The sequence below is a fragment of the Cytobacillus kochii genome, from assembly GCF_020171845.1.
GTDB lineage: Bacteria > Bacillota > Bacilli > Bacillales > Cytobacillaceae > Cytobacillus > Cytobacillus kochii.
In genome coordinates this window covers 151,575-174,518 of the sequence record NZ_JAIVAM010000007.1, presented here as the reverse complement: position 1 = coordinate 174,518, position 22,944 = coordinate 151,575, and the positions used below count along the sequence as shown (strand labels likewise).

At 38.5% G+C, this 22,944-nt stretch carries 27 protein-coding genes; 26 read left to right on the top strand and 1 reads right to left on the bottom strand.

Annotation, left to right across the window (positions count from 1 at the left end):
* The first annotated feature begins 51 nt into the window (after positions 1-51).
* The 21 genes from LCM23_RS12030 to hpf all read left to right on the top strand — a co-directional run bounded on the left by LCM23_RS12030 (position 52) and on the right by hpf (position 17,017).
* A complete protein-coding gene (locus tag LCM23_RS12030) occupies positions 52-735 on the top strand; it encodes a response regulator (protein ID WP_224937162.1) in 684 nt (227 codons plus the stop codon).
* A gap of 304 nt (positions 736-1,039) precedes the next feature.
* Entirely contained in the window at positions 1,040-1,231 is a 192-nt protein-coding gene (locus LCM23_RS12025; RefSeq protein WP_224937161.1) for a hypothetical protein, read from the top strand.
* A 171-nt stretch (positions 1,232-1,402) separates the two neighbouring features.
* Positions 1,403-1,747 (top strand): hypothetical protein, encoded by a 345-nt coding sequence (locus LCM23_RS12020; RefSeq protein ID WP_224937160.1) that lies wholly within the window; start codon positions 1,403-1,405, stop codon positions 1,745-1,747.
* 442 nt (positions 1,748-2,189) lie between these two features.
* Positions 2,190-3,029 carry a DegV family protein gene (locus tag LCM23_RS12015; protein WP_224937159.1) on the top strand — a complete coding sequence of 280 codons (840 nt, stop codon included), beginning with the start codon at positions 2,190-2,192 and terminating at the stop codon, positions 3,027-3,029.
* A gap of 83 nt (positions 3,030-3,112) precedes the next feature.
* Positions 3,113-4,600, top strand: a complete 1,488-nt coding sequence (locus LCM23_RS12010) for a DEAD/DEAH box helicase (RefSeq protein ID WP_224937158.1) — start codon at positions 3,113-3,115, stop codon at positions 4,598-4,600.
* The gene (locus LCM23_RS12005) at positions 4,593-5,276 is read left to right on the top strand and encodes a ComF family protein (RefSeq protein WP_224937157.1); all 684 of its coding nucleotides are present in this window, start codon (positions 4,593-4,595) and stop codon (positions 5,274-5,276) included. Before LCM23_RS12010 ends, LCM23_RS12005 begins: the two co-directional genes overlap by 8 nt.
* A 58-nt stretch (positions 5,277-5,334) precedes the next feature.
* Positions 5,335-5,742, top strand: a complete 408-nt coding sequence (locus LCM23_RS12000; RefSeq protein ID WP_095371824.1) for a TIGR03826 family flagellar region protein — start codon at positions 5,335-5,337, stop codon at positions 5,740-5,742.
* A 164-nt stretch (positions 5,743-5,906) separates the two neighbouring features.
* Positions 5,907-6,182, top strand: a complete 276-nt coding sequence (gene flgM / locus LCM23_RS11995) for a flagellar biosynthesis anti-sigma factor FlgM (protein ID WP_095371825.1) — start codon at positions 5,907-5,909, stop codon at positions 6,180-6,182.
* A 12-nt stretch (positions 6,183-6,194) separates the two neighbouring features.
* Positions 6,195-6,677 carry a flagellar protein FlgN gene (locus LCM23_RS11990; protein ID WP_224937156.1) on the top strand — a complete coding sequence of 161 codons (483 nt, stop codon included), beginning with the start codon at positions 6,195-6,197 and terminating at the stop codon, positions 6,675-6,677.
* 24 nt (positions 6,678-6,701) lie between these two features.
* A complete protein-coding gene (flgK, locus tag LCM23_RS11985; protein ID WP_224937155.1) occupies positions 6,702-8,561 on the top strand; it encodes a flagellar hook-associated protein FlgK in 1,860 nt (619 codons plus the stop codon).
* A gap of 14 nt (positions 8,562-8,575) precedes the next feature.
* Complete coding sequence (gene flgL, locus LCM23_RS11980; protein WP_224937154.1) at positions 8,576-9,628, top strand: flagellar hook-associated protein FlgL; 1,053 nt, start codon at positions 8,576-8,578, stop codon at positions 9,626-9,628.
* Positions 9,629-9,691: 63 nt separating this feature from the next.
* On the top strand, positions 9,692-10,270 hold the full coding sequence (locus LCM23_RS11975) for a DUF6470 family protein (protein ID WP_224937153.1): 579 nt from the start codon (positions 9,692-9,694) through the stop codon (positions 10,268-10,270).
* Between the two features lie 12 nt (positions 10,271-10,282).
* On the top strand, positions 10,283-10,735 hold the full coding sequence (gene fliW, locus LCM23_RS11970; protein ID WP_224937152.1) for a flagellar assembly protein FliW: 453 nt from the start codon (positions 10,283-10,285) through the stop codon (positions 10,733-10,735).
* On the top strand, positions 10,723-10,950 hold the full coding sequence (gene csrA / locus LCM23_RS11965) for a carbon storage regulator CsrA (RefSeq protein ID WP_224937151.1): 228 nt from the start codon (positions 10,723-10,725) through the stop codon (positions 10,948-10,950). The genes fliW and csrA overlap by 13 nt, the downstream gene beginning before the upstream one ends.
* A gap of 251 nt (positions 10,951-11,201) precedes the next feature.
* Positions 11,202-12,392 (top strand): flagellin N-terminal helical domain-containing protein, encoded by a 1,191-nt coding sequence (locus LCM23_RS11960; RefSeq protein ID WP_224937150.1) that lies wholly within the window; start codon positions 11,202-11,204, stop codon positions 12,390-12,392.
* Positions 12,393-12,597: 205 nt separating this feature from the next.
* The gene (locus tag LCM23_RS11955; RefSeq protein WP_224937149.1) at positions 12,598-12,948 is read left to right on the top strand and encodes a flagellar protein FlaG; all 351 of its coding nucleotides are present in this window, start codon (positions 12,598-12,600) and stop codon (positions 12,946-12,948) included.
* A 125-nt stretch (positions 12,949-13,073) separates the two neighbouring features.
* Positions 13,074-15,173 (top strand): flagellar filament capping protein FliD, encoded by a 2,100-nt coding sequence (gene fliD / locus LCM23_RS11950; protein ID WP_224937148.1) that lies wholly within the window; start codon positions 13,074-13,076, stop codon positions 15,171-15,173.
* 11 nt (positions 15,174-15,184) lie between these two features.
* Entirely contained in the window at positions 15,185-15,583 is a 399-nt protein-coding gene (gene fliS, locus LCM23_RS11945) for a flagellar export chaperone FliS (protein ID WP_224937147.1), read from the top strand.
* On the top strand, positions 15,580-15,930 hold the full coding sequence (locus LCM23_RS11940; RefSeq protein ID WP_224937146.1) for a hypothetical protein: 351 nt from the start codon (positions 15,580-15,582) through the stop codon (positions 15,928-15,930). Before fliS ends, LCM23_RS11940 begins: the two co-directional genes overlap by 4 nt.
* A gap of 9 nt (positions 15,931-15,939) precedes the next feature.
* Positions 15,940-16,317, top strand: coding sequence for a hypothetical protein (locus LCM23_RS11935; RefSeq protein ID WP_180316929.1), 378 nt, complete (start codon positions 15,940-15,942; stop codon positions 16,315-16,317).
* Positions 16,318-16,468: 151 nt separating this feature from the next.
* Positions 16,469-17,017, top strand: coding sequence for a ribosome hibernation-promoting factor, HPF/YfiA family (gene hpf / locus LCM23_RS11930; RefSeq protein WP_095371838.1), 549 nt, complete (start codon positions 16,469-16,471; stop codon positions 17,015-17,017).
* Between the two features lie 128 nt (positions 17,018-17,145).
* Here the strand turns inward: hpf and LCM23_RS11925 are convergent, their stop codons facing one another.
* Complete coding sequence (locus LCM23_RS11925) at positions 17,146-17,793, bottom strand: GntR family transcriptional regulator (protein WP_224937145.1); 648 nt, start codon at positions 17,791-17,793, stop codon at positions 17,146-17,148.
* A 214-nt stretch (positions 17,794-18,007) separates the two neighbouring features.
* Here LCM23_RS11925 and LCM23_RS11920 point away from each other — a divergent pair, with 214 nt between their 5' ends.
* Genes LCM23_RS11920 through LCM23_RS11900 form a run of 5 tightly spaced genes read left to right on the top strand, consistent with a single transcriptional unit; the run spans position 18,008 to position 22,941 of the window.
* Positions 18,008-18,982 (top strand): metallophosphoesterase family protein, encoded by a 975-nt coding sequence (locus tag LCM23_RS11920; protein WP_224937144.1) that lies wholly within the window; start codon positions 18,008-18,010, stop codon positions 18,980-18,982.
* The gene (locus tag LCM23_RS11915; protein ID WP_224937143.1) at positions 18,979-19,764 is read left to right on the top strand and encodes a tyrosine-protein phosphatase; all 786 of its coding nucleotides are present in this window, start codon (positions 18,979-18,981) and stop codon (positions 19,762-19,764) included. Before LCM23_RS11920 ends, LCM23_RS11915 begins: the two co-directional genes overlap by 4 nt.
* A gap of 21 nt (positions 19,765-19,785) precedes the next feature.
* Positions 19,786-20,610, top strand: a complete 825-nt coding sequence (locus tag LCM23_RS11910; RefSeq protein ID WP_224937142.1) for a metallophosphoesterase family protein — start codon at positions 19,786-19,788, stop codon at positions 20,608-20,610.
* Between the two features lie 18 nt (positions 20,611-20,628).
* Positions 20,629-21,954, top strand: coding sequence for an ABC transporter substrate-binding protein (locus tag LCM23_RS11905; protein WP_224937141.1), 1,326 nt, complete (start codon positions 20,629-20,631; stop codon positions 21,952-21,954).
* Positions 21,955-21,978: 24 nt separating this feature from the next.
* Positions 21,979-22,941, top strand: coding sequence for a carbohydrate ABC transporter permease (locus tag LCM23_RS11900; protein ID WP_224937140.1), 963 nt, complete (start codon positions 21,979-21,981; stop codon positions 22,939-22,941).
* Positions 22,942-22,944: the final 3 nt, after the last annotated feature.

Genomic DNA, 22,944 nt, shown 5'->3' with positions numbered 1-22,944 from the left:
GTCAAACATCATGATAGATATAAAACAGTTGAAGATTGGGAGGGGAAGAACTTGAATACTAAAATAGTAATTATTGACGACCATCAACTTTTCCGAGAGGGCGTAAAACGTATTCTTGATTTTGAAAAAACATTTAACGTGGTAGCAGAAGGTGACGATGGCGACGAAGCGATTAGACTCGTTGAAGAAAATCAACCAGACGTAGTTATCATGGATATTAACATGCCGAATATTAATGGCGTGGAAGCAACGCGTCAATTAGTAGAGAAATATCCAGATTCTAAAGTAATCATTCTTTCAATCCATGATGATGAAAACTATGTAACGCACGCTTTAAAAACTGGAGCAAGTGGTTACCTACTTAAAGAAATGGATGCAGATGCATTAGTTGAGGCAGTAAAAGTAGTTGCAGAGGGTGGTTCTTACCTTCATCCGAAAGTAACGCACAATCTTGTCAACGAATACCGTCGCCTTGCTTCAGAAGGAACTGGCACAACAGGCGCTTATGGACAAATCGAAATCCGTCGTCCGCTACATTTACTTACTCGACGCGAGTGTGAAGTGCTCCAACTCCTTGCAGACGGAAAAAGTAACCGCGGCATCGGTGAAGCATTATATATTAGTGAAAAAACAGTCAAAAACCATGTAAGTAACATCCTACAAAAAATGAACGTCAATGACCGTACACAAGCGGTTGTCGTAGCCATCAAAAACGGTTGGGTAGAAGTTCGCTAATCCCAGCCTTTCATACATATGAAGAAACACTCCAAATATGGAGTGTTTTTTTGTTGAAAATGGGATCGGTTCGAAAATAGAACGGTAGGTCAAAGGAAGGGAAGGCGTCCATTTAATGAAGGGAGAGACATGATTATAAGAAATATGAGCAATGTATAAGTTTCGTAGATAATAAGGGGAGGAGTAGAACATATGAGTAGCGTGAAAGAAGAAATCGCGACTAAAAAAAGAAGAGAGAAAGAGATGAGTAGCGTAAAAGGCAAGAATCGCGACTAAAAAAAGAAAAGAGGAGAAGATAAGTAGGGTGAAAGCAAGAATCGCGACTAAAAAAAGAAAAGAGGAGAAGATAAGTAGGGCAAAAGTGAGAATCGCGACTAATAAAAGAAGAGCGGGGAAGATAAGTAGGGCAAAGACAAGAATCGCGACTAAAAAAAGAAGAGAGGAGAAGATAAGTAGGGCAAAAGTGAGAATCGCGACTAATAAAAGAAGAGAGTGAAAGATAAGTAGGGGAAAGGCAAGAATCGCGACTAAAAAAAGAAGAGAGGAGAAGATAAGTAGGGCAAAGGCAAGAACTGCGACTAATAAAAGAAGAGCGGGGAAGATAAGTAGGGCAAAGACAAGAATCGCGACTAAAAAAAGAAGAGAGGAGAAGATAAGTAGTGCAAAAGTGAGAACCGCGACTAATAAAAGAAAAGAGGAGAAGATAAGTAGTGCAAAAGTGAGAATCGCGACTAAAAAAAGAATAGAGGAGAAGATAAGTAGGGCAAAAGTGAGAATCGCGACTAAAAAAAGAAGAGAGGAGAAGATAAGTAGTGCAAAAGTGAGAATCGCGACTAAAAAAAGAAGAGAGGAAAAGATAAGTAGGGCAAAGGCAAGAACCGCGACTAATAAAAGAAAAGAGGAGAAGATAAGTAGGGCAAAGGCAAGAACCGCGACTAATAAAAGAAAAGAGGAGAAGATAAGTAGGGCAAAAGCAAAAACCACGAAAAAAAAAGAAGAGAGGAAGAGCTAAGTAGCGTAAAAGCAGGAGTCGCATTTAATTTCTCGGATCCCTCTCGAGCGTAAGATATTGGATATGGATATCCCTAAATTCCCCAATAAAAGGAACCTGAGCTGAGAGTTGCAACACACATATAAGGGGGGATTATCATATAAAATATGTAAATCCTAATTGACTCTAGGTGTTTCAAAATTGAGTTTTTAACTGGATCATGGAAAGTGTTGACTCATGACCGGAGAAGGAGCTACCATACAATCAAAGCCTGCGCTCTTACACCACCGCAAAAGTTAACCCCAGACTTCGAGTATGAATCAAACCAACCACCCCAAAAGCCCACCAAAAAGTAAAAGATTTCCCATTAAACCTCTCTAAACTTAATGCATTTTTATTAACTTTCATATAGAATGGTAACAGAACATATAGTAGAGAAAAAAGTGAAGGAGTCACTCTATTTATGAAAACGGCCGTAGTAACGGATAGTACATCTTATATCCCACAAGAATTGAGAGAAAAGCTGAATATTCACATGATCCCGCTGAGTGTGATATTTGGCAATGAATCATATAAAGAAGAAATAGAAATCACTGCAGAAGGTTTTTATGAGGAAGTCAAACATAAGGATTTGCCGAAAACATCACAGCCATCCGTAGGTGATTTTGTCACATTGTTTGAAACGTTGAAGCAAGACTATGATGCGATCATCTCCATCCACTTATCAAGCGGGATTAGTGGCACCTATCAAGGGTCAGTCTCTGCCGGTAATATGGTTGAAGGCATTACCGTCTATCCTTTTGACTCAGAAATTAGCGCACGTGTACAAGGTTTCTATGTCGTTAAAGCAGCAGAAATGGCAGCTGACGGGAAGTCGCCAGCAGAAATTATGGACAAACTAAATGAAATGAAACAATCCATTCGTGCTTATTTCATGGTGGATGATCTGTCACATCTACAAAGAGGTGGCCGCTTATCAAGTGCGCAAGCAATCTTAGGAAGTCTTCTCCAAGTGAAACCATTGCTTCATTTTGAAAATAAGCTCATCGTGCCATTCGAAAAAATCCGTACGCGTAAAAAAGCAATGAAACGGATCGTGGATTTGTTAGCGGAAGATGCAGCGAGTGGAGAAGCTTATGAAGCCTCTATTATTCATGCAAACCGTTTAGAGGAAGCGCAGAAATGGAAGGAAGAGCTAGAAGCACAATTACCGAATGTCACTTTTGGTATTAGCTATTTTGGTGCAGTTATTGGTACACATCTTGGTGAAGGCTCAATGGGTCTTGGCTGGGTAAAAAAATAATACATCTACTAAGGAGTTATTATCGCAGACAAAACGAACCACTGCTGAAATAACTCCTTTTTTTAGCCACGAAAGGAGTCTATATGCGAATACTCATGAAAGATCACCTACTCATCCCCGTATTTCACCACGACTCAGCTTCTTACACTATTACAGAACTTCCGAACATTCCTCACCATAAACACAACCCTACATACCGCTTCAATTCACAAATTCAGACATTCCTATTCGGTAAACAATTACTACTAGATGAAATCCCTCACCCTGTAGAAGAACTATTCACCCATGTGAACGAAGGTTATATCACGCTTCGTCGACCCTTTATAAAAGAAGGTAGAAAAATCAAATGTGCTCGCTGTGGTAGTAGTCATCATCTAGCGACATATCCTTGTGCTCGTTGTGGAAATGAGCAGTGCCATTATTGTCGCAATTGCTTGATGATGGGAAGAGTGTCGGCTTGTACTCCACTTTTTAGTTGGAATGGACCAAGCCCGAGCACCCTAATAGTCGACCAACCGTTAAAATGGGATGGGACGCTTTCTACAGGACAGCAACAAGCATCTACAGCAGTTGTCGCAGCCATTGATAACAAAAAAGAGTACCTGGTTTGGGCGGTATGTGGCGCAGGTAAAACCGAAGTGCTTTTTGCAGGAATTGCTCATGCACTAAAGCAAGGACAGCGCGTGTGTCTTGCTACTCCAAGAACAGATGTCGTCTTAGAACTGGCACCCCGTCTGAAAAAAGTGTTTCCCCACACCACGATTGCCGCACTGTATGGTGGAAGTGAAGACCGGCACCTTTTTGCCAATCTAGTCATCAGCACAACACATCAGTTGTTCCGCTTTTATTGTGCTTTTGATACAGTCATTGTTGATGAAGTGGATGCCTTTCCTTACACAATGGATGCCACGCTGCAGTATGCTGTTCAGCAAGCGAAAAAGTCTGTAGCTGCCACGATTTATTTAACAGCTACTCCTTCAAGGAAGTGGCAAAAAGAATGTCGGCAAAATAAAAGAGCATACATGACCATCCCTGCTCGTTTCCATCGGTTTCCTTTACCGATTCCCCAATTTAAATGGATTGGACAATGGACAAGCCCCCTAAAAAACGCCCGTCTCCCTTTTGTGTTAAAAAAATGGTTACAGCAACGCATTGAAAAAGAGAAACAGGTTTTGCTGTTTATTCCTAAAATTAAGCTAATAGATGATATGCTACCTCTCATACAAAAACTTCATCCTAAAGTGGAGGCAGTGCATGCGGAAGATCCTTTACGAAAAGAAAAAGTCCAGAAAATGAGAAAGCAAGAGACGCTTATTTTACTCACAACAACGATTTTAGAAAGAGGAGTGACTTTTCCTCATATAGATGTTGCTGTATTAGGAGCAGAAGAGCGCATTTTCACAGAAAGTGCACTTGTTCAAATAGCTGGAAGGGTTGGGAGAAGTGTTGAAGCACCAACAGGGGATGTTGTTTTTTTTCATTATGGTAAAACAACTGCAATGGTACGGGCTAAAAAGCAAATACTGCAAATGAATAAAGAAGCAAAACAAAGGGGCTTACTTCATGAATAGCTGTCTCTTTTGTCAAAAAGAAATGCAACTTCCTGGTGGATTTCAAGCATTGTTTCAAAAAGCTGCGCAGTCATTTTGGTGTGAAGACTGTATAGCAAAATGGGCATTTATCAAAGGTCCTACTTGCCCTACTTGCCACCGGTGGATGGAAACGGCTGAAATCTGTCTCGACTGTAAGAAGTGGCAAGCGGACCCAATATATAGCGGTTGTCTGGACGAGAATATTTCTGTGTTAGCATACAACTCTTTTTGTCAGCAAGTGCTCGCTCAATATAAGTATCGGGGTGATTATATCCTCGCAGTTGCAATTGCTGATTTGCTAAAATCGAAATTAAAACAGACAAGCTTTGATCTTATTACACCGATTCCGCTGAGTGAAGAAAGACGCTATGAAAGAGGGTTCAATCAATCAGAAGCACTGATCACCGCATTAGGCAAAAAGCCCACCATTCTCCTCACCCGTATGCATACAGAAAAACAATCAAAGAAAACAAGAAAGGAAAGATTAGAGACACCACAAGTTTTTCGATTCACGGGTCAACAAGAAATGAGCGGGAAGAAAGTGTTAATCGTCGACGATATTTATACGACAGGTACGACTCTTTATCATGCAGCTAAATTGCTAAAAGAGGCAGGAGCAACTGAGGTTCGATCATTGACGATGGCAAGAAGTTAAAAAAGTTAGCCGATCCTGACGATATATAGAATAGAAGCTATCAGTAGAGGTGAAAAGAATGGCGGAGATCGCAAACTGCCCTAGATGTAATGCCTTATTTATGAAAAATCAAGTCAGCACCATTTGCCAAGCTTGTTTTAAAAAAGAAGAAGAAGCGTACGAAGTCGTATATGCCTTTCTAAGGAAAAGAGAAAATCGTGCTGCGACTATGCAAAGAATAACAGAAGCAACAGGAGTAGAGGAGTGGCTCCTGCAGAAGTTTGTTCGATCAGGTCGATTAAAGGTGGCGCAATTTCCCCAGCTAGGCTACCCTTGCGATCAGTGTGGTACATTAATTCAAGAAGGAAGAATTTGTGAGTCTTGTCGCAAAGCATTACAAAAAGAATTAGAGCAATTTGAACGAGAGCAGGATCGGATAAAAGAAAGAGAGAGAACCTACTATTCTTATAGAGGTAAACAGTCTTAAAGAAGTAAACAGTCTTAAAGAAGGAAGTCTAAAGAACTAATGTTTTCTTTTAGAATGATAGTATGTATGTAAAATTTACTAAAAGTGTAATATCACTTTAAACTCATTCTATTTATACCGATAATAGGAGTAATAAAAGGGACGAAGAAAGCGGGGGATTTATAATGAAGGTTAATCATTTTAACGCGGCAAACCAGGTCAATCCCTACCAACGCCAAGCGAATATGACAAAGCAAGTAGAGCAAGCGAAAACGAATCAAGCAGATAAACTTGAAATTTCTTCAAAAGCATTAGAAATGCAAAAAACATCACAATCAGATCCTGCTCGCCAAGCAAAGGTGGAGCAATTAAAAATGCAAGTGGAAAATGGTACGTATCATGTTGATGCGAATGAATTGGCGAAAAGCCTAGTTCAACATTTTCAACAAAAACGCTCTTAAGGAGGATGTGGTATGTCTGCTGAAGCACTTCTCACTGCGATGGAACGCTTAATATCTTATCATCAAAGCCTTTATGAGCTTGCAGGCCAGAAGACAGATATCATTAAAAAGGGTGATATGGCAGCATTAGATCAGATGCTAAAAGATGAACAAAGCCATGTCGCAACAATTAAGAAGCTTGAACAAGCGCGTATCCAGATCGCAGCAAGTCTTGTACCAAGTATAGATAAGCCAACAATAGCAGACTGTATACTAGTACTGGAACAACATGAACAACAAGCTTTACTTGAAAAAAGAGAGCAGTTATCATCCGTTATTGACAAACTAAAAGAGAAAAATCAATTGAATCAACAATTGATTTATCACTCCTTGCAATATGTGAATTTAACTATGAATCTCGTCAATCCGAAAGCAGCTGCGCAAAATATGAATTATATTCATCCGCAAAAAGCGAAATCTCAGGCTGCAACAGGAATGTTCCAGTCGAAAGTGTAGGATAGAGAAAAGAGAGGAAACGTTATGAAATCTACTTTTATGGGGTTAGAAACGGCGAAAAGAGCCATACATACACAACAAAGTGCACTCTATACAACCGGGCATAATATCGCCAATGCGAATACTGTAGGATATACGAGACAACGGGTGAACTTTACACAAACAAATGCTTTTCCGTCTGTTGGAATGAATGCGCCATACATGCCAGGACAAATTGGAACGGGTGTTCAGGCAGGATCGGTTCAACGCATACGCGAAGACTATTTGGATGTACAGTATCGTAATGAGCACAATAAATTCGGTTATTGGAATACGAGAAGCAGTGAGCTTTCCCGAATTGAAAGTGTCATGAATGAGCCGTCAGATACTGGCCTTGCGAATACATTAGATCAGTTTTGGAATGCTTTGCAAGACTTATCAACTAACCCTGAAGATTCAGGTGCACGTTCGGTTGTTCGTCAGCGTGGGATTGCCGTGAGTGACACTTTTAATTATTTGGCAGGACAACTGAGCGCTCAGAAAGCAGATGTCGGTGAGCAAATTGATATGAATGTGAAAACAATTAATTCAATCCTCACACAAATTAACCAGATCAATGAGCAAATTGCCAGCGTAGAACCACATGGCTATTTGCCAAATGATTTATATGATAAAAGGGACGTCCTTGTCGATCAACTCTCAGGCTTAGTCAACATTAAAGTGAGTGCTACACCAAGTGGTGGGAATGCAAGTAGTCAAGCTGCCGGGAAATATTCGATTGAATTAGTCGATGGGAATGGTAAAAGTGTCGGTACTTTACTTGATGGAAAAAATGATATCGTCCAATCATTGAGTGTCAAAAAAGACCCTGAAACACAAGCTGTTGCTAGTTTGCAAATCGGTAATAAATCGATGGCAGCATCAGATTTCACTTCGAAAGGGAGCTTACTTGCGAATATAGATATGTACGGCAAAATAGATGCCACTGGGAAGGAAACAGGTGTTTATTCTGATATGCTTGCGAATCTGGACTTAATGGCTTTCCGCTTTGCCACGGCCTTTAATGCTGTCCATCAAAGTGGCTGGAGTTTATCTGAAATTGAGAGCGGCGTAAAGAACGGTGTGGACTTCTTTGAAATTGGCGATAATGCAGCAGGGGCCGCAGCCAATATAAAAGTGTCTGATTCAATCATGAATAATTTAAATCATATTGCCGCTTCCTCAAGTAGTGAGTTATTTACGGGTTCTATTACGAAACATGCGGACAACCCATCGACTGGTAACCCAACGATTCTGGGTGCGTTCAGTGGTATTCAAACATATGATACCCCGCCGATCACGATTAGTGAGGCAAAAATTGAGCTGACTTATGATAATGGCTCATGGAAGTACTCCGCTTATGATTTAGACGGCAATCCAATAGCTGACCATCAAAATCAAGCAGTGAAAGAAAATATGAATCTCTTTGGCCTTAAAATCGATACTAGTACAATCGCTAACTTACAATCTGGTTCTACTTGGTCATTTGAGTTAACAGGTATTGGACAAAACCCTTCGAGCGAAAGTTTTGTTGGTGACGGTTCTAATGCAGTTGCTTTGGCAAATGTAAAAGACATGATGCTCGATTTTAATGGATCAGATACAAATATGATGAGCTTCTACCAAGGGATGATTGGGGAGTTAGGAGTAACTACACAAGAGGCTAATCGAATGACGGAAAATGCTGCTACGCTAACCGACACGGTCCAATTTAACCGTTCTTCTGTAAGTTCGGTTTCTCTTGATGAAGAAATGTCCAATATGATCATGTTTCAACATGCTTATAGTGCAGCGGCTAGACAAATCACTGCAATAGACGAAATGCTTGATACCATCATTAATGGTATGGGCAGAGTTGGAAGATAAGGAGGTAATGACTGATGCGCGTAACACAATCCATGCTTTCACAAAATTCACTAAAACATATTCAAAACAACTATCAAAAGCTTGGTAAGTTAGAAGAGCAGCTATATACCGGCAAAAAAGTGAATCGCCCGTCTGATGATCCTGTAGCAGCGATGAAAGGGGTCAATTACCGTTCCCAAGTAACGGCTGTATCCCAATATCAACGCAATTTAGGTGAAGTATATAACTGGATGGATAATACGGAATCGGCACTGGATGAAACGAATAAAATTATCCAGCGTATCCGTGATCTTACGGTACAGGCTTCCAGTGATTCATATGATGCGGGTCAACGTAAGAACGTGGCTAGTGAAATTGAACAGCTGCGAAATCAATTAGAGACGATCGCCAATACAAAAGTGAATAATAAGTATATTTTTAACGGCTCAGATACAACGAATAAGCCAGTAGATTTAAAGAAAATTGATCAAAATGTTGATATCAGCACAATTGATGCGAATAATGCCAAGGATTATGTACTTTTCGATGAGAAGGGTAGTCAGCTTGTTTGGAATGAATCTTCGAATGCATTTAAAGCTCAAGATGGCACTGAAATCGGATTCCCCATACCAGATTCTTTTGTAGCGAAAGAAAAAGGAGCGGTTGTTAGCAATGCTGAAGGCGTAAAAATTGAAGTTTCTGCAGGCATTCATCTCGATGTGAATAGTAAGCCGCAAAATGTCTTTTCATTAGATTTATTTAAAGATATTGGCAACTTAATTGATAAGTTGAAATCACCTGATACAACAGCGGATGATTTATCTGGGGAGCTGGATATGATTGATCATCACCATAATAATGTAATCTCTGAAATGGCAGATATCGGTGCTAAATCTAATCGAGTAGAGATGGTGGAAAGTCGTTTAGGGAATCAAGAGATACTTGCCAAAACCATGATGTCTAATAACGAAGATATCGATGCAGAGAAGGTCATTATTGAATTAACATCCCAAGAAGCCCTCCACCGTGCTTCTTTAGCAGTAGGAGCAAGCATTATTCAACCAACATTAATGGACTTTTTACGATAAAAAACGCTGACGACGGTTCATCTCTATAGATGGGCCGCTCGTCATGTAAAGAGCGGTGAATCTATGCATACACCTTATTTAGATATAACGACAAAACAAGCGCAACTTGGTATCAATTATTATCAACCTGTGATGAAAATCAAACAGTCGCAAGCAGACGTTTCGATGCATCAGCCACCAGCTAAGCTTACCATTAGTCATGAAGCATCCCGGCTTTTTATTGATCAATCAGAGGCGCGAGCTGATCTGGATAATAAAGGGGCAGGCAGGCGAGTCGCAGAGGCGGCTGAACAGGCAAAGATGACGGCAATAACAGGGATCTCTAGGCGAGTCCGTGAAGGTGATGCGATGATGAAAATTGAGAACGGAGCAGGTGCCATCCCACAAATTGCGAAACAAAATAGTGAGCCCAACCAAAAGACACCAGGGATCGGCTATTTACCGAAAAACCATTTCAGGGTACAAATCGATTATGATCCAGGGAACGTCGATGTGAACGTAACCCCGCAAACGCCAGCCATTGATGTAAGTATCAATCGACCACAAATCGCTCATGAAAACTGGCAAGCACAAATTTATTTACAGCAAAAAGAAGCGATTAACTTTGAACTAAGAGATTTTCAAGTGGATCAGCTTATTTAAGGAAGTGTTACGATGAAAATTGAGACAAAATATCAAGGGACAGTGGAAGTGTCAGCAGAGCAACACCTTCATTTTCCGGTAGGCTTGCCAGGGTTTCCAGAAGAACAGCAATATGTGCTTCTTCCCTTTTTAGAAGAACTCCCTTATTTTATTTTACAATCAATCAATACGGCAGAGTTAGCGTTTGTCGTTGTCGACCCGTATGCCTTTTTTGCTGATTACGAATTTCAGCTCAATGAAGCATCGCAACATGCGCTGCAAATTGAACAACCGGAAGACGTAGCTACTTTTGTCATTCTCACATTGAAGGAACCGTTTAAGTCATCAACGGCGAATTTGCAAGGTCCATTGGTGATTAATATGAAAAAACGAATGGGGAAACAGCTTGTCTTAAATGATGCGCGCTACAAGACAAAGCATCCGTTATTCCAGCTTTTGGAGGAGGATGCCTCATGCTCGTACTAACCCGTCGCAAAAACGAATCGATTATCATTAATGAAAACATCGAATTCACGATCGTCGCTGTCGAAGGAGACCAAATCAAACTTGGCATCCAAGCACCAAAAGACATCGACATCTACAGAAAAGAAGTTTACCTACAAATTCAGACAGAAAACAACGAAGCCGCGCAAAACCCTGTAGATTTAATGGCACTATTGAAACATAATACTGAGAAATAAACCGGTTGGAGATATCGGTTTATTTTTTTATATTTGTCTGATGATAAACAAACGAAACAAGAATACGTGTTGAAGTAATGATAAGTGAAGTAATCAGAAGGCAATAGAGACAAGTAATTTCTTAATTATTAATTTAATTATAAAAGTATTAAACAAACTTTATATTACTCCGATAATAAATAAGAATAAAGCGACAAGCTTTACTTCAATCCACAAGGACGTGGAAAAATACAACTCATGGAGGAATTCAAATGATTATCAACAATAATATTTCAGCATTAAACACGTATCGTCAACTTGGAGTTAACAACTCAGCTAACTCTAAAGCGATGGAGAAATTATCTTCAGGTCTTCGTATTAACCGTGCAGGAGATGACGCAGCAGGTCTTGCAATCTCTGAAAAAATGCGCGCGCAAATCCGCGGTTTAGACCAAGCTAGCCGTAACTCTCAAGATGGTATCTCAATGATCCAAACTGCTGAAGGAGCGCTACAAGAATCACAAAACATTCTTCAACGTATGCGTGAACTTGCTACACAAGCAGCCAATGACTCAAACGTAGGTACTGACCGTGAAGAAATCCAAAAAGAAATCAACCAATTAACTTCTGAGATCAACCGTATTGGTAATACAACAGAATTCAATACACAAAAATTGATTAATGGTGATAAAGATGCAGTAGTTGATACACCAGCAACAGCTGCAAAAACTGTAATTACAAAAACGGATACTACTGCTGCAGGTACAATTACTATCGATGGGGTTGGTATCGATACTGACGCAGATGAAACTTATGATTCTATTGCTGATAAAATTAACAACAATAGTGAATTATCAAGTAAGTATACAGCAGTAGTTAACAATGGTGATTTAGAAATTGTTCATAAAACACCAGGTGATGCAGCGCATGCTGTTATTACAGGGGCAGGTTCAGGTGTTGACACTGATGGAGTAGATGCTACTTATTCTAAAACTGCTGATGAAACAAGCCTTAAATTCCAAATTGGTGCAAATGAAAATCAAAGCATGAGCCTTAATATTGCTGATATGAGAGCATCTGCTCTAGGAATTACTACTGATGATACTACAGATTCTAAACTAGGTGTAACTGACGGAACAAGCTCAACAATCCAAGAATCTGCTCTAAGTGTATTAACTCACGAAGATGCAGCTGCAGCGGTTACTAAATTCCAAGAAGCAATTGATAAAGTATCTGCAGAGCGTTCTAAACTAGGTGCTAGCCAAAACCGCCTAGAGCACACAATCTCTAACTTAAACAACTCTTCCGAAAACCTTCAAGCAGCTGAATCACGTATCCGTGACGTAGATATGGCTAAAGAAGTTATGGAAATGACACGTACAAACATTCTTTCTCAAGCTTCTCAAGCGATGCTTGCGCAAGCAAATCAAAAACCACAAGCGGTTCTTCAATTATTAGGTTAATTCGTCGCTTATTGGTATTTTCATCTAAGAAGTCTCAGCTTTGTCTGGGGCTTCTTTTTGTCTTTTTAGGCAAAAAGACCTTATGTATAAGAAAAAGGTCGCTGTTTTTTCTCTAATAAAAACCGAACTTTAGATTGATAGAGAGCCTTATGGTTGTTTCCGATATAAAGAGAAAATAGGTGATTTCGGTAAGGGGCGAATAGGGATGAGAGTAGAGTCGAATATGAGAATGATGGTGGACTCGCCTTTTGTTATTCAGCAGAAAGAAAAAAGCCAACATGAAAGAAATTTTACAATAAAAGATAAAGCAAAGATGTCTGCTCCTGAAGTACAAAAAGACTTCTTGCAATCAAAGGTGGAGCAGGCAAATAGTCATTTGCAGACGCATTATACTTCGGTACAGTTCCAATTACATGAAAAGCTCGATCGCTATTATGTAGAAGTCGTTGATGCAGATACAAAAGAAGTCGTTCGTGAAATACCTCCGAAGGATTTCCTCGATATGATTGCAGAAATGACAGAATTTCAAGGACTGATGGTGGATCAAAAAGTCTAGAAGCTACTGGCTGATGCTAGTGGCTTTTTATTCGTGAACAGTGGCAATTAGTCAAATTTTTACTGTAAACGATAGGACTATAGTCGATATAATAAATAGATAGAGAGAAAAGGGGACGGATGGTCATGGCGAATTTTCGAATAGGTGGTTTAGCATCTGGTTTAGATACAGAATCCTTAATTAATGATTTAATGAGAGTACAGAGAGTGCCGATTGATAAATTGTCACAAAAGAAACAAACGCTCGAATGGCAGCGCGATTCATATAGAGATATTAACTTAAAACTAGCATCATTCCGCGATATGACTTTAAATATGCGCTTGCAATCTTCATTTTTATCAAAAATCACGTCTTCTTCTAATAGCAACAAAGTCACAGCAACGGCAGATTCGACAGCAGGGAACGGATCTTATACATTGTCTGCCGTGAGTAGATTGGCGACTTCTGCTACGAATGCAAGTGCGGGAAGAATAACTAGTACAGGTGAAAAGCTAGATACAACGAAAAGTCTATATAGCCAAAAGGACATTTTTGAAAATAGTTCATTCGATTGGAAGAGTACTGAACAAAGTATAAACGAAGAAATCACAGTAAAGAAAGCAGGAACCGAATTTTCATTACAAAAGCTTGGTAAACATAATATAGAACAAATGGATAGTGTTACAGTTGGTACAGACAACTACCAAGTGGTGACGAGCTTAGATGACTTAGATGCTAGTCAAAAGCAAGTGTTTGTAGATGAGAAAACAGGCAAAATGACTTTCAGCCAACAAATTCCCGCCGACAGTAAAATTGAAGTGGAATACAGTATGGTTCAAAAAGATGCAATTTCTGTTGGTTCTGCAACAAAAGAAGTGCAACTTTCACAAATAGGGATCACAGAATTTGAGGATAGCATTACTTTTACATGGGACAAAAAAGATGCAGCTGGTAATATCATTAAAGACACGAATGGTGACCCAATAAAAGAAACGAAAACATTTACTGCTGGTACGGATGTGAATAATTTAGCAGAAGATCAATTTTATTTAGATAAAGAAACAGGCAAAATCACTTTCGGCTCTGACCTACAAGCAGGTGCAAAAGCGGAAGTGAGCTATGACCACCAATACTTTGAATTCAGTATGTCTACATTCAATGAAACAGGTGAAGTGAGCCAAACATTTACTTTTGATGCCCGTGATTCTTTAACGACAGTAATCGATAAAGTGAATAAATCGTCCTTAGGTGTCAATATGTTTTATGACCAACATTCTGATAAAGTAACGATTGCCCGAACGTCAACAGGTGATTTTAATCAAAGTGGCGATGGGAAAGAGATCTCTTTTAATGGTAGTCCGTTTTTAAATAATGTTCTAAAACTTGATAGCAATAATGAAAAAGGTGGAGAAAATGCGAAATTTACTTTAAATGGTTTAGAAACGGAGAGAACTTCTAATACGTTTACAGTAAACGGTGTTTCTTTTACTTTGAAGGATACATTTGATGCTGTTAATGGCGATTCGCCAGTTACCATTTCAATTAATAACGACACCGATCAAGCCGTAGAAAAAATCAAAGAATTCGTAGAAAAATACAATGAATTAATAGATAATATACAAGGACAGTTATCTGAAGAAAAATATCGTGATTATGCACCGTTAACCAGTGAGCAGCGTGAGGCGATGTCTGAAAAAGATATTGAGCTTTGGGAAGAAAAAGCGAAAAGCGGTTTACTTCGTTCAGATCAACAATTAAGTAGTTTACTAAGCAATATGCGTATGAACTTTTATACACCGCTAGAAGGTGCTACGAGTGAATATAACCAGCTGTCAGCTATTGGTATTACCACAACGAAAAATTATTTAGAAGGTGGTAAGCTGGAAATCAATGAAGATAAGCTGAAGGAAGCATTGGAAAATGATGCAGAAGGTGTATTTAATTTGTTCGCAGCAGATGGCGATACACTTGGTGAACAAGGGATTTCTAGACGATTGCGAGATACCGTTACACAATCAATCGATGCGATTACCTTAAAAGCCGGTAATGGCATGAAGACAAATAGTCAATTTACAATTGGAAAAAATTTAGATGATATCAATAATCGTATAACTGAACTAGAATCGAAATTAGCAGATAAAGAGCAAAGGTATTGGTCACAATTTGCAGCGATGGAGACACAAATGCAAAAAATGAATGAGCAAATGAATTATATGCTCACACAATTCGGTTATAGCTCGCAATAAGGAGTGAAAAGATGACAACCAACCCGTACCAAAAATATCAACAAACTTCTATTAATACAGCCACACCGGCAGAACTAACGATGATGCTTTACAACGGTTGTTTAAAGTTTATTAGCATTGCCAAGCAAGCAATGGAGCGAGGGGAAGTTGCGAAGCGCAATGAAAATATGCAGAAGGCGCAAAATATCATACAAGAATTTATGGTGACACTCAATCAAGAGGTTGAATTATCTAGTGATTTGCTACGAATCTATGATTATGTGTTGAGAACCTTAGTTGACGCCAATACACGCAATGATCTCACAGCTTTAACAGAAGCGGAATCAATGATTATGGATCTTCGTAATACATGGAAAGAAATGATGTTAGCGCAGAAAAAACCTCAAATGGTTGGCAGTGAACAATCATGACAGCGACAACTGATTTGATCGTTTGTACGCGTGAGTTATTACTTCATTTAAACCAAGGCTTACCTGAACATGAACGAGAAGCTTACATAAAGAAGACGGATGATCTGCTTGATCAACGATTTATTTTAATGAAACAAGTTGATTTTCAGTCAACAGAAGCTCAGAAGATGAAAGACGTGCTATTGAAGCAGGATCGTGCAATTAAACAATTATTAGATCAGCACCAGCAAATCATTAAGGATGATATCAAAAGATTGAAGGTGCAGAAAGTAAAGAGTAAGCAATATGCGAATCCGTATGAAGCTGTTGGGATGAGCGACGGTGTTTTTTATGATAAACGAAATTAGGTGATGAAGTTGAAGGAGGAGCAGTATATTCTCCTAAGAGAGTATTGTTCTGTGTTAAATACACTAGAAGAAAGCTTTACCTATATTGTAGATAGCTTCACAGATTTAGATAAAGATGATGGTGATGCGCTTCTTTTTGAGGTGATTGATTCTTTTCCACAAATCAAAGCAGTGAACGAGCAATTACTGCATTTGTTTAAGGAAAACAGTGAAATGGTTCATATTATGCATGTGTTTGAAAAGGTGCAGGAACAAGCTGATCGACTGGAGCAAACCATCGGTAACGCGCCAGAAAAACAAGAAATATTACGTGAGCAATTTTTCCCTTTGTTTGCAGCTTGGCACCGAATGATAGACTATGAATTGCAACCTTATTTATTTTCTTAATACCGTTAAAAAGGTTTTAGCAGGACTTTTTACGGGTAACATAGAAATATAGAGTATAGTCTTATTTAAAGACTAGCTTATAAGGATTAGCTGAAGAAGGACAGGCTAAATCATCCTTATGACTCTTATAAAGAGAAGGAGGAGTTCACTTATGAATTTTAACATTCGGGGTGAAAACATTGAGGTAACTCCAGCAATCAGAGACTACGTCGAGAAGAAAATTATGAAGTTGGAAAGATATTTTACTGAAACTCCTAATGTAAATGTAAACGTAAACCTGAAAACCAATAATGATAAAACGTCAAAAGTTGAAGTAACGATTCCGATGACGAATCTTGTACTTCGAGCAGAAGAGGCTCATGCTGATATGTATGCAGCCATCGACTTAATCAACGACAAGTTGGAGAGACAGATTCGTAAACATAAAACGAAAGTCAATCGTAAATTCCGCGAAAAAGGCGGCATTAACGAATTATTCGCTACTTTTGAGGAGCCTGAAGAACACCCAGAAGAAGACAATGACTTAGAGGTCGTTCGCCAAAAGCATTTTGACCTTAAGCCAATGGACAGTGAAGAGGCCATTTTACAAATGAACATGCTCGGCCATAGCTTCTTCGTCTTCACCAACGCAGCCACAAGCTTAACCAACGTCGTATACAAACGAAAAGATGGACGCTACGGACTCATCGAAGCGCAATAATATAAAAGAAAGCAGGTAGGTGCTATGGCACTGCCTGCTTTTTTCATGTGCGAAGTAAAGTTGATGCTACAGAAGATAAATAGTAGCAGAACATTAATATGTCTTCCCTACGTAAGTCGTGCAAGTATTCATATAGCTCCCATTATTAAGATGCGTTCCCTTATTTGTGCTCGCCATTCTTTTAGTAGTTCTTTTGTTTGTTCGTACTCCTTTGCTTCAATGGATAGGTAAAGTGCTTCATTATAATGAGCACCAGAAAAGATCCGTTTTTCTGGATAAAGCAAGTAATTGGCCATAGAACCAATGATGATTTTGTCCATATGCTGATCCATAATTTGAAGCATGATTTGGTTTTGTCCAGCAGCTATGATTTGTCTTATGAATTGTAATGAGTGAGTTGCATAAGAGAAATAACGATCGTTCTCTTTATCTAGTAGTTGTTGCTCTAAATGTTCATTTAAAAGTGATAAATTAAATGAATAAAGCGGATTTGTTTCTACCTTTTCAAGCGCATACATTTGATGGGTGAAAATGACTTCGAACATATCTAGTATCTCTTTAGATGATACTTCTTTTACCATCACGCCTCTATTTTTTAAGGAGATCACTAACCCTTCTAGTTCAAGTTTAGCCATCGCATTAGAGATGGGTGTGCGACTCATAGCTAATTCCTCTGATAATTTATATATGGATAGTAAGCTTCCCGGTAGGTATTCACAAGTAAGAATTTTCGTTCGAATGGTGTGATAAGCGGTATCTATTAAAGATTTTGTCATTGTCGTAATTCCTCTCTGTCTAAATCCATTAATTGAACATCCTATGATTATACAATTATAGCGATGATTTCCTAAGAATACATCTTGTAACCTTTGAATTTACACTAAATTTAAAAATTTCACCAAACTCATAAAATGATTCATGTGAGATTAACATCTTATTAACATGCTAGTTGTATACTTCAGTTGTATTTAAATAAAGGAGGACAACTGGATGCATGTTATAGATCAAAAAAAGCTTGGGACGCAACATTATTTTAAAGAAGATTTTTCTAAGAATGGTAAGAGACCTTGGTTTGGAAACATGTCCACTCACCTTGAAAATGATTTTTCGTTTGCAGTTGTTGGTGATCGCTGTGGGATTACAACACCAGGCATTTTTGAGAAAGGTTTGCAGGTAGTAAAAGGCCTTAATCCTGATTTTGTCCTTTCGGTAGGTGATTTCATTGAAGGTTATTGGGATCAAGAGGAAGCGGCCCATGGAGAGTGGGACTATATTGATCAGTTAATTAAAGATGTAGACATTCCATTTTATTTAACAGTTGGTAACCATGACTATGGAAATGACACTATGGTTAAAGTTTGGCGTGAGCGAAAAGGTTTTGAGTATTACGCTTTTCGATTAAATGATTATTTATTTCTAGTGATGAATACAGAGGAAGATCCTTTAGGTATGCCTGAATCATTTGTAAAGAGTTTTAGAGATATTACCAATCAAGTAGTTGAAAATCCAGCAAAAGCAAGAGGGTACATTGAAGAATTCTTCGGACAAATGACTGAAGGGGCTTCGGAGGAAGATATTGAGAAGGGGAACTTACCTCATATTTCAGATGAGCAATTACAGTTTTTTGCTGAAGTGTTACATGAAAATAATGATGTGAAACATACTTTTGTATTTATGCATAAGCCAGCATGGAAAACGAAGGATCCTAAGTTCAGCCAATTTGAAAATATGCTTGAATCAAGAATGTATACGATGTTTGCAGGACACCTTCATCAATTGGAAGTAATGAAAAAAAATAACAGAAATTATATTCAAATGGGTCGTACGGGTGCATGTTGGCACGGTGATAGTGTAGGATCGATCGATCATATTCTTTTAGTAACAGTAAAAAATGGCGAAGTTGGTTTTCAAGTTATCGAACTAGATGGTGTCAGTGATTTGGAAAAGTATGAGGTGAATCAATGACAACAACAGGACTTTATTCTCAAACTGTTCCCCTAAAAGGGGCTCTGAATTTTCGTGATATGGGAGGGCTCGTTACCGTAGATGGTCGAAAAGTACGAAGAGGCATCTTATATAGAGCGGGAGATTTAAGTGGATTAACGACAGATGATATTGCTCAACTGTCTAAACAAAAGATTAAATATATATTTGACTATCGTAGAGAAGATGAAGCAAATGAAAAACCTGATCCGGAAATTGGTAGTGCCAAGCTTTTACGCGTACCGGTAATCGCTGAGGATAATATCGCCGAGCAAGTATCGAAAGTAAAGAAAAAAGAAGATGTATTCAAACACTATACTAAAGAAACATTTTTAACACTCTATTCTACTTTTCCGGTTCGAAATGCTTCTTACCAAGCTTTGATGAATTTATTAAAGGAACCAGAGAAAAACTTGCCGCTAATCCATCATTGTGCTGGAGGAAGAGATCGAACAGGTATAGGCGCCATGATTATTTTACTTACACTCGGTGTGCCATTTTCAACTGTGATGGAAGATTACCTTTATTCTAATGTTGCTTTAGCCACCTTTCATGAGCAAATGTTTCTGCAGGCAGAAGCAGCACTTGTGGAAGAGGAGGTATTGCAATTAAAAGCAGCTTTTTTATTACAGGAAGAATACTTACTTGCAACTAAATCTGCTATAGAAGAAATATATGGCGATTTTGATACTTATTTGTATCTAGAGTTTGGAATAACAAATGAAATAAGGAAAAAAATAAAAGATTTTTGCTTGCAAGAGTAATTTTCTAAAGGGGATATGAACATGGAGAAATTAAGGTTTGCTCATTTATCGGATACACATATTTTAAGAGAATACAAAGGCAGTTTAATTGAAACATTAACAGGTGTTGACAATAATCCAACTGAAACGTTGAAAGGAATATTACAAGCAATCACACAAGATGAAAAAGCGCCAGATTTCATTTTAATTAGTGGGGACCTTGTTCACGAAGGGACAGTTGAAGATTATGCTTTTTTAGCTAAATTACTAGAAGATCATATCACAGATATTCCTTATTATTTAGCTTTAGGGAATCATGATGTGACAGAAGCTTACTGGGAAGGTGTAGGCAAAGTAAAAGGAGAGAAGCGGGATTTATTTTACGAAGCAATTATTCAAGGCTATCGCCTAATCGTGCTAGATTCTAGCTATGATCATAGTGGAAAAGGTGTAGTAAGTGAGGAACAACTACAATGGTTAAAGGAGACATTAGCTCAGCCTGCCCCTAATGGTTCGATTGTTGTTGTCCATCATCCATTGGAAGCTGGACATGTGGTCGATGGCCATAGCTTATCGAATTCAGCAGAGGTATTGGCTATTATAAAAAATACCGATGTCAAACTAGTTCTTAGTGGTCATACTCATCAGAATAAAGTAACTACCTATGAAAATATTCTATTATCTACTGCGGGAGGAACTTCTTTTAGTATGGAAATTGGTCAAGAATTAGCTTCGTTTAATAATCGTACGGGCTATAGCCTATGTACATTAGGCGAAAATGGTGCAAGTGTAGAACATGTTAGGTACCCAGATAAGTTTGATACATTTTTATCAGTAGAATTGAAGCAGATGCTTCAGCATTCTTAAGTGAAGGGGGAGGGGTAAATGGTTATATTAAAAAGTAAGAGGCTATCGATTATGCTCACTCTATTGTTAGGTATCGCTGCAGTGTTAAGTGCTTGTAGCTCTTCTGACGCTTCAACCGTCTCACAGGAAATGGGAGAATTAGATCCTGAGAACCCTACAAAGATAACTTTTTATTCTTATAGTTTAGCTGCTCCAACAATGAAAGAGGGTATGGAACATCTAATTAATGAGTTCAATGACACAATTGGAAAAGAAAAGGGTGTCATTGTTGAAGGGGTTGCTGATGCCTCTTATCAACAGTTTAAGGCAGATATTGCGGCTGGAAAAGCGGTTGATATTGTTCAACATACTTTTTCAACATTAGATAATTCAAGAGAAACTCTCGGATTCCAAGCTTATGAAGATGTGTTTCCAGCAGAAGAATTAAACAATCATCTCAGTGGCATTTCAGACAATGCATTGAGTTTAGGAAAAATTGATGGAAAGACATATGGGTTGGCATTTACATTTAGCACACCGATTGTTTTTATGAATGGAAAATTATTCGAAGAAGCGGGCTTAGATCCAACCAAACCACCACAAACGTGGGAAGAGATTAAGGAATATTCACTTAAAATAAATGAAGAGACAGGCAAAGATGGCTTTGCGTTAGCACCGGATAATGGTTGGACAACTGAAGGTGTGATATTAAGTAATGGAGGCAAAGTACTTTCTGATGATCGTAAGGAAGCGCAATTCGCAAATCAAGAAAGTATTGAAGCGATTGAAATGTGGAAGGATCTCTATCAAACCGGTGCCCATGCAGTTGGGAGTGATACGGAGTTACCCGAGCAATTTATGGCTGGTAATCTAGGAATGTACATTACTTCTACTGCATTGCATAGCGGATTTAAAAACGCTTCCGAAGCGGGTGGCTGGGAACTTTACGGCGCTGGTTTACCATCATTCGGAAACAATCCGTCTGTACCAGTGAACTCTGGCAGTGTTTTAGCTGTTAGACCAGATAATGATGTGAAAAAGGCAGCGGTTTGGGAGTTTATTAAATATGTTACTGGTAATGAAGGCTATACAATCATAACTTCTGAGGTAGGGTATTTACCGCTCAGAACAGAGTTAGCTGATGATCCCAATTATTTAAAAGGATTTATTGACGAAAATCCATTATATAAAATCAACTTGGAGCAATTGAAAAACATCCAACCAGCAGTAATTTGGCCAGCGGAATATGCAACTGAAATGTCCAATATATTTAGAGATGCGATTGTTCAATCGGTTTCAACGGATGCAGATGTAGAAAAAACTTTAAAAGCAGCAGAAGAAGAAATTAACCAATTAATACAATAGGTGTTCATGAGAGAAGGGAATCTTATGGGTGAGGTAAAAAGCATAATCGTATCAGAGCAAGGAAAAAAAGTGAACGAGCAGAAAAACAGACGTGTTGCTCGTTCACTTATAAAATGGAAACCTTATTTATTTTTACTACCTGCTATTCTTTTATTAGGGGTTTGGATGTATAAACCGTTACTATCTACTTTTGTTTTAGCCTTTCAAAAGTGGAGTATGGTCCCAGGCACAGAACCTATTGCAGTAGGGTTAGATAATTTTATTCGCTTGTTCCAAACTAAGGACTTCGTTCAGTCTATCGAAAATACAGTTTTTTATACAGTGGGTATACTACCTTTCTCTATCATCATTCCAATGCTTTTAGCTGTAGCAACAAATGGGTTAAATGGCAGAGTGAAAAATGTGTATCGGGCAATGTTTTTCATCCCAATGATATTGGCACCAGTAACTGTAGGGGCAATCTGGAGATGGCTCTTTCATCCTGCCAATGGATTAGTCAATATTACATTACAAAAACTTGGAATCACCGATACAAACATCTCTTTCTTTACTGATCCAGTCTATGCGAAATGGCTCATTCTTTTGATGACAGGATGGGGCTTGATTGGATTTAGTACGATTATTTTCTCTGCAGCATTGACCAATATTAACAGAGATTATTTTGAAGCAGCAGCTTTAGATGGTGCGACGAAATGGAAACAATTAAAAACGATCACTATTCCTTTATTGTCACCAACAATATTATTTATGCTCACAATGAGTATTCTATTTTCTAGTCAATTTACTTTCGCTTATATTGATATTTTAACAGCAGGCGGTCCGTTCGGTACGTCAACGAATATTTATTATGAGATGTATAAATATGGATTCAGTAACTTAAATGCAGGATTAAGTTCAGCAGCCGCGACGTTATTTTTTATTGTATTTGCGATCATTGCTATCGGTTTAAATGTGTTAACGAAAAAATTTGCATTCTATGATAATTAAGGG

What these genes read in the sequence shown, in the direction of transcription:
- flgK (WP_224937155.1), top strand. Translation starts at nt 6,702, where the DNA reads ATGAAATCTACTTTTATGGGGTTAGAAACGGCGAAAAGAGCCATACAT.
- fliS (WP_224937147.1), top strand. Translation starts at nt 15,185, where the DNA reads ATGACAACCAACCCGTACCAAAAATATCAACAAACTTCTATTAATACA.
- LCM23_RS12010 (WP_224937158.1), top strand. Translation starts at nt 3,113, where the DNA reads ATGCGAATACTCATGAAAGATCACCTACTCATCCCCGTATTTCACCAC.
- LCM23_RS11915 (WP_224937143.1), top strand. Translation starts at nt 18,979, where the DNA reads ATGACAACAACAGGACTTTATTCTCAAACTGTTCCCCTAAAAGGGGCT.
- LCM23_RS11990 (WP_224937156.1), top strand. Translation starts at nt 6,195, where the DNA reads ATGTCTGCTGAAGCACTTCTCACTGCGATGGAACGCTTAATATCTTAT.
- csrA (WP_224937151.1), top strand. Translation starts at nt 10,723, where the DNA reads ATGCTCGTACTAACCCGTCGCAAAAACGAATCGATTATCATTAATGAA.
- LCM23_RS11925 (WP_224937145.1), bottom strand. Translation starts at nt 17,793, where the DNA reads ATGACAAAATCTTTAATAGATACCGCTTATCACACCATTCGAACGAAA.
- fliD (WP_224937148.1), top strand. Translation starts at nt 13,074, where the DNA reads ATGGCGAATTTTCGAATAGGTGGTTTAGCATCTGGTTTAGATACAGAA.
- LCM23_RS11960 (WP_224937150.1), top strand. Translation starts at nt 11,202, where the DNA reads ATGATTATCAACAATAATATTTCAGCATTAAACACGTATCGTCAACTT.
- LCM23_RS11900 (WP_224937140.1), top strand. Translation starts at nt 21,979, where the DNA reads ATGGGTGAGGTAAAAAGCATAATCGTATCAGAGCAAGGAAAAAAAGTG.
- LCM23_RS12005 (WP_224937157.1), top strand. Translation starts at nt 4,593, where the DNA reads ATGAATAGCTGTCTCTTTTGTCAAAAAGAAATGCAACTTCCTGGTGGA.
- LCM23_RS11910 (WP_224937142.1), top strand. Translation starts at nt 19,786, where the DNA reads ATGGAGAAATTAAGGTTTGCTCATTTATCGGATACACATATTTTAAGA.
- LCM23_RS11920 (WP_224937144.1), top strand. Translation starts at nt 18,008, where the DNA reads ATGCATGTTATAGATCAAAAAAAGCTTGGGACGCAACATTATTTTAAA.
- flgL (WP_224937154.1), top strand. Translation starts at nt 8,576, where the DNA reads ATGCGCGTAACACAATCCATGCTTTCACAAAATTCACTAAAACATATT.
- LCM23_RS11975 (WP_224937153.1), top strand. Translation starts at nt 9,692, where the DNA reads ATGCATACACCTTATTTAGATATAACGACAAAACAAGCGCAACTTGGT.
- LCM23_RS12015 (WP_224937159.1), top strand. Translation starts at nt 2,190, where the DNA reads ATGAAAACGGCCGTAGTAACGGATAGTACATCTTATATCCCACAAGAA.
- LCM23_RS12000 (WP_095371824.1), top strand. Translation starts at nt 5,335, where the DNA reads ATGGCGGAGATCGCAAACTGCCCTAGATGTAATGCCTTATTTATGAAA.
- LCM23_RS11905 (WP_224937141.1), top strand. Translation starts at nt 20,629, where the DNA reads ATGGTTATATTAAAAAGTAAGAGGCTATCGATTATGCTCACTCTATTG.
- LCM23_RS11940 (WP_224937146.1), top strand. Translation starts at nt 15,580, where the DNA reads ATGACAGCGACAACTGATTTGATCGTTTGTACGCGTGAGTTATTACTT.
- LCM23_RS11955 (WP_224937149.1), top strand. Translation starts at nt 12,598, where the DNA reads ATGAGAGTAGAGTCGAATATGAGAATGATGGTGGACTCGCCTTTTGTT.
- flgM (WP_095371825.1), top strand. Translation starts at nt 5,907, where the DNA reads ATGAAGGTTAATCATTTTAACGCGGCAAACCAGGTCAATCCCTACCAA.
- hpf (WP_095371838.1), top strand. Translation starts at nt 16,469, where the DNA reads ATGAATTTTAACATTCGGGGTGAAAACATTGAGGTAACTCCAGCAATC.
- fliW (WP_224937152.1), top strand. Translation starts at nt 10,283, where the DNA reads ATGAAAATTGAGACAAAATATCAAGGGACAGTGGAAGTGTCAGCAGAG.